Consider the following 5,390-nt stretch of genomic DNA (forward strand, 5'->3'; position numbering starts at 1 on the left):
CCCCTTCTACGATGTGTCCGGCGGTGTCCTACTCTCCCACACAGTCTCCCGTGCAGTACCATCGGCGCTGAAGGGCTTAACTTCCGGGTTCGGGATGGGACCGGGTGTTTCCCCTTCGCCAAAACCACCGAACGCCCAACGCACCACCCCACACCAAGCGCGGGGTGGGCAAACCCTTGGGGCGTCCGAACCAACAGGTCCGGCACAAAACCATTTTCTCTTATAAGATCGCGGTTCCGGTTGTTTTCTGGGAACCACACAGGGACGCGAACAAATACTCTCAACGCAGCGATCTGGTTTGAACGTTGTGTGTGTTCAAGCCACTCGGCCTATTAGTACCGGTCGACTCCACACCTTACGGCGCTTCCATCCCCGGCCTATCAACCCAATCGTCTCTTGGGGGCCTTACACCCACGAAGGGTGGGAGAACTCATCTCGAGGAAGGCTTCCCGCTTAGATGCTTTCAGCGGTTATCCCGACCGAACGTAGCCAACCAGCCGTGCCCCTGGCGGGACAACTGGCACACCAGAGGTCCGTCCGTCCCGGTCCTCTCGTACTAGGGACAGACCCTCTCAATTCTCCTACGCGCGCAGCGGATAGGGACCGAACTGTCTCGCGACGTTCTAAACCCAGCTCGCGTGCCGCTTTAATGGGCGAACAGCCCAACCCTTGGGACCTACTCCAGCCCCAGGATGCGACGAGCCGACATCGAGGTGCCAAACCATCCCGTCGATATGGACTCTTGGGGAAGATCAGCCTGTTATCCCCGGGGTACCTTTTAGCCGTTGAGCGACACCGCTTCCACACGCCGGCGCCGGATCACTAGGCCCTGCTTTCGCACCTGCTCGACACGTCCGTCTCACAGTCAAGCTCCCTTGTGCCCTTGCACTCACCACCTGATTGCCAACCAGGCTGAGGGAACCTTTGGGCGCCTCCGTTACTCTTTAGGAGGCAACCGCCCCAGTTAAACTACCCACCAGGCACTGTCCCCCACCCGGATACACGGGCGCGGGTTAGACGCTCAAAACGACCAGAGTGGTATTTCACCAACGACTCCACCGACACTGGCGTGCCGGCTTCACAGTCTCCCACCTATCCTACACAAGACGCTCCAAACGCCAATGCCAAGCTATAGTGAAGGTCCCGGGGTCTTTCCGTCCTGCTGCGCGAAACGAGCATCTTTACTCGTACTGCAATTTCGCCGGGCCTGTGGTTGAGACAGCGGGGAAGTCGTTACGCCATTCGTGCAGGTCGGAACTTACCCGACAAGGAATTTCGCTACCTTAGGATGGTTATAGTTACCACCGCCGTTTACCGGCGCTTAGATTCTCAGCGTCCACCCTGAGGGGTGTAACCGGTCCTCTTAACGTTCCGGCACCGGGCAGGCGTCAGTCCGTATACCGCGTCTTACGACTTCGCACGGACCTGTGTTTTTAGTAAACAGTCGCTTCCCCCTGGCCTCTGCGACCCCACCCAGCTCCGGAGGAAAACTCCATCACCAGGCAAGGTCCCCCTTCTCCCAAAGTTACGGGGGCAATTTGCCGAGTTCCTTAACCACAGTTCACCCGATCGCCTTGGTATTCTCTACCTGACCACCTGAGTCGGTTTAGGGTACGGGCCGCCGGCACACTCACTAGAGGCTTTTCTCGGCAGCATGGGATCACTCACTTCACCTAAAACGGCTCGGCATCACATCTCACCCATGGTGCGCCACGGATTTACCTATGGCGCGGGCTACATGCTTACCCCGGGTCGACCATCGCCCGGGCTGAGCTACCCTCCTGCGTCACCCCATCGCTCACCTACTACCCCCTCGGGCCCCACGCTCCCCAGGCAGCAGGCCCGAAGGCCCACAACCCGGTTCGGGTGGTTAGCATCAGAGGGTTCGGCGTTGGCGCATACCAGCGGGTACGGGAATATCAACCCGTTGTCCATCGACTACGCCTGTCGGCCTCGCCTTAGGTCCCGACTTACCCTGGGCGGATTAGCCTGCCCCAGGNACCCTTGGTCATCCGGCGCACACGTTTCTCACGTGTGACTCGCTACTCATGCCTGCATTCTCACTCCCACAGCCTCCACCCCTCGATCACCCGGAGGCTTCACCGGCTGCAGGACGCTCCCCTACCCACCCACACCTTGCGGTGCGGATGCCACGGCTTCGGCGGTGTGCTTGAGCCCCGCTACATTGTCGGCGCGGAATCACTTGACCAGTGAGCTATTACGCACTCTTTCAAGGATGGCTGCTTCTAAGCCAACCTCCTGGTTGTCACGGCAACTCCACATCCTTTCCCACTTAGCATACGCTTAGGGGCCTTAGCCGATGATCTGGGCTGTTTCCCTCTCGACTACGAAGCTTATCCCCCGCAGTCTCACTGCCACGCTCAACTTACCGGCATTCGGAGTTTGGCTGACGTCAGTAACCTTGTCGGGCCCATCAGCCATCCAGTAGCTCTACCTCCGGCAAGCACCACGCAACGCTGCACCTAAATGCATTTCGGGGAGAACCAGCTATCACGGAGTTTGATTGGCCTTTCACCCCTAACCACAGGTCATCCCCCAGGTTTTCAACCCTGGTGGGTTCGGGCCTCCACACCGTCTTACCGGCGCTTCACCCTGCCCATGGCTAGATCACCCCGCTTCGGGTCTACAGCATGCGACTAAAATACGCCCTCTTCAGACTCGCTTTCGCTACGGCTACCCGCCACCGGTTAACCTCGCCACACACCATAACTCGCAGGCTCATTCTTCAAAAGGCACGCCATCACCAACAACACCCCGAAAGGCGCTGAGGAGGCTCTGACGGCTTGTAGGCACACGGTTTCAGGTACTCTTTCACGACCCCTCACCGGGGCACTTTTCACCTTTCCCTCACGGTACTGGTCCGCTATCGGTCACCAGGAAGTATTCAGCCTTACCACGTGGTCGTGGCAGATTCACACGGGATTTCACGGGCCCCGTGCTACTCGGGAACACACCCAGAAGACATCGCAATTTCGCCTACCGGACTCTCACCGTCTACGGTCGGCCTTCCCATGCCATTCGACTATCACGATGCTTTATAACTTCTTGCTGGACTGGTAGACCCAGCCGGATGGTCCCACAACCCCGCACACGCAACCCCTACCAGGTATCACACGCGCACGGTTTAGGCTCCTCCGCTTTCGCTCACCACTACTCACGGAATCACTCTTGTTTTCTCTTCCTGCGGGTACTGAGATGTTTCACTTCCCCGCGTTCCCACCAACCGCCCTATACATTCAGACGGCGGCGACACCCCATGACGAGTGCCAGGTTACCCCATTCGGAAATCCCCGGATCAAAGTCTGGTTGCCGACTCCCCGAGGCATATCGCAGGCTCCCACGTCCTTCATCGGCTCCTGATGCCAAGGCATCCACCGTATGCCCTAAAAAACTTGAACACACAAAACGATCAAAACAAATCGCAGATAAGAACCATCAACCCCCCACCCCCGAACAAGGAGGTAAAAAGGGGCATCAAGCTCTCACCAGAGATGCTCGCGTCCACTGTGCAGTTCTCAAAAAACAACCGGGCCCACCAGCACCGCCCCACCCGATACAGAGGATGAGGCGACTGGTCCCGCGATCCGAGGCCACCAGGCGACGCCCGTTTCCTCAGGACCCAACAGCGTGTCCAACCCACCACCCGCCCGAGACCGCCGTTCCCACTCCCCGGGAATCGCTCCCGGGGCGGTACTTGCCGGCTCACACGCGCGGTGAGCTGAGTAGCCAGTGCTCCACATCTATGAGCAGCCACCTGACGAACATCCGCCGTCATAGGTGGCCACCGACCTGAGCCCTCCCGCACGCGGGAGCTGCCCTGGCCAGTTGTGTGCTCCTTAGAAAGGAGGTGATCCAGCCGCACCTTCCGGTACGGCTACCTTGTTACGACTTCGTCCCAATCGCCGGCCCCACCTTCGACCGCTCCCCCCACAAGGGTTGGGCCACGGGCTTCGGGTGTTGCCGACTTTCGTGACGTGACGGGCGGTGTGTACAAGGCCCGGGAACGTATTCACCGCAGCGTTGCTGATCTGCGATTACTAGCGACTCCGACTTCACGAAGTCGAGTTGCAGACTTCGATCCGAACTGAGACCGGCTTTAAGGGATTCGCTCCACCTCACGGTATCGCAGCCCTCTGTACCGGCCATTGTAGCATGTTTGCAGCCCAAGACATAAGGGGCATGATGACTTGACGTCATCCCCACCTTCCTCCGAGTTGACCCCGGCGGTCTCCCATGAGTCCCCACCATCAAGTGCTGGCAACATGGAACGAGGGTTGCGCTCGTTGCGGGACTTAACCCAACATCTCACGACACGAGCTGACGACAGCCATGCACCACCTGTCACCGGCCCAAAAAGGACCCCGCATCTCTGCGGGTTTTCCGGCGATGTCAAGCCTTGGTAAGGTTCTTCGCGTTGCGTCGAATTAAGCAACATGCTCCGCCGCTTGTGCGGGCCCCCGTCAATTCCTTTGAGTTTTAGCCTTGCGGCCGTACTCCCCAGGCGGGGCGCTTAATGCGTTAGCTACGGCGCGGAATCCGTGGAAGAACCCCACACCTAGCGCCCAACGTTTACGGCGTGGACTACCAGGGTATCTAATCCTGTTCGCTCCCCACGCTTTCGCTCCTCAGCGTCAGTACAGGCCCAGAGAACCGCCTTCGCCACCGGTGTTCCTCCCGATATCTGCGCATTTCACCGCTACACCGGGAATTCCATTCTCCCCTACCTGCCTCTAGTCTGCCCGTATCCACCGCAGACCCACGGTTAAGCCGTGGGCTTTCACGACAGACGCGACAAACCGCCTACGAGCTCTTTACGCCCAATAATTCCGGACAACGCTTGCGCCCTACGTATTACCGCGGCTGCTGGCACGTAGTTAGCCGGCGCTTCTTCTGCACCTACCGTCACGTTAGCTTCGTCGGTGCTGAAAGAGGTTTACAACCCGAAGGCCGTCATCCCCCACGCGGCGTCGCTGCGTCAGGCTTCCGCCCATTGCGCAATATTCCCCACTGCTGCCTCCCGTAGGAGTCTGGGCCGTGTCTCAGTCCCAGTGTGACCGGTCGCCCTCTCAGGCCGGTTACCCGTCGTCGCCTTGGTAGGCCATCACCCCACCAACAAGCTGATAGGCCGCGAGCCCAACCCTGACCGAAAAACTTTCCACCACCCCACATGCATGAAGTGGTCGTATCCGGTATTAGACCCAGTTTCCCAGGCTTATCCCGAAGTCAGGGGCAGGTTGCTCACGTGTTACTCACCCGTTCGCCGCTCGAGTACCCCCGAAGGGGCCTTTCCGCTCGACTTGCATGTGTTAAGCACGCCGCCAGCGTTCGTCCTGAGCCAGGATCAAACTCTCCATTAAGGCCAAACGACC

3 rRNA genes are annotated in these 5,390 nt (G+C 59.1%); all 3 read right to left on the bottom strand.

The features are described 5' to 3' along the window. Positions 1-15: 15 nt before the first annotated feature. A 5S ribosomal RNA gene (gene rrf, locus E1287_RS41855) occupies positions 16-132 on the bottom strand. A 179-nt stretch (positions 133-311) separates the two neighbouring features. After that, a 23S ribosomal RNA gene (locus E1287_RS41860) occupies positions 312-3,419 on the bottom strand. Between the two features lie 442 nt (positions 3,420-3,861). Beyond that, positions 3,862-5,378 (bottom strand): 16S ribosomal RNA (locus E1287_RS41865). Together the 16S, 23S and 5S rRNA genes form the textbook arrangement of a ribosomal RNA operon. Between the last annotated feature and the right edge of the window lie 12 nt (positions 5,379-5,390).

Source organism: Actinomadura sp. KC06 (assembly GCF_004348735.1).
In the GTDB taxonomy this organism is placed as follows: Bacteria; Actinomycetota; Actinomycetes; order Streptosporangiales; family Streptosporangiaceae; genus Spirillospora.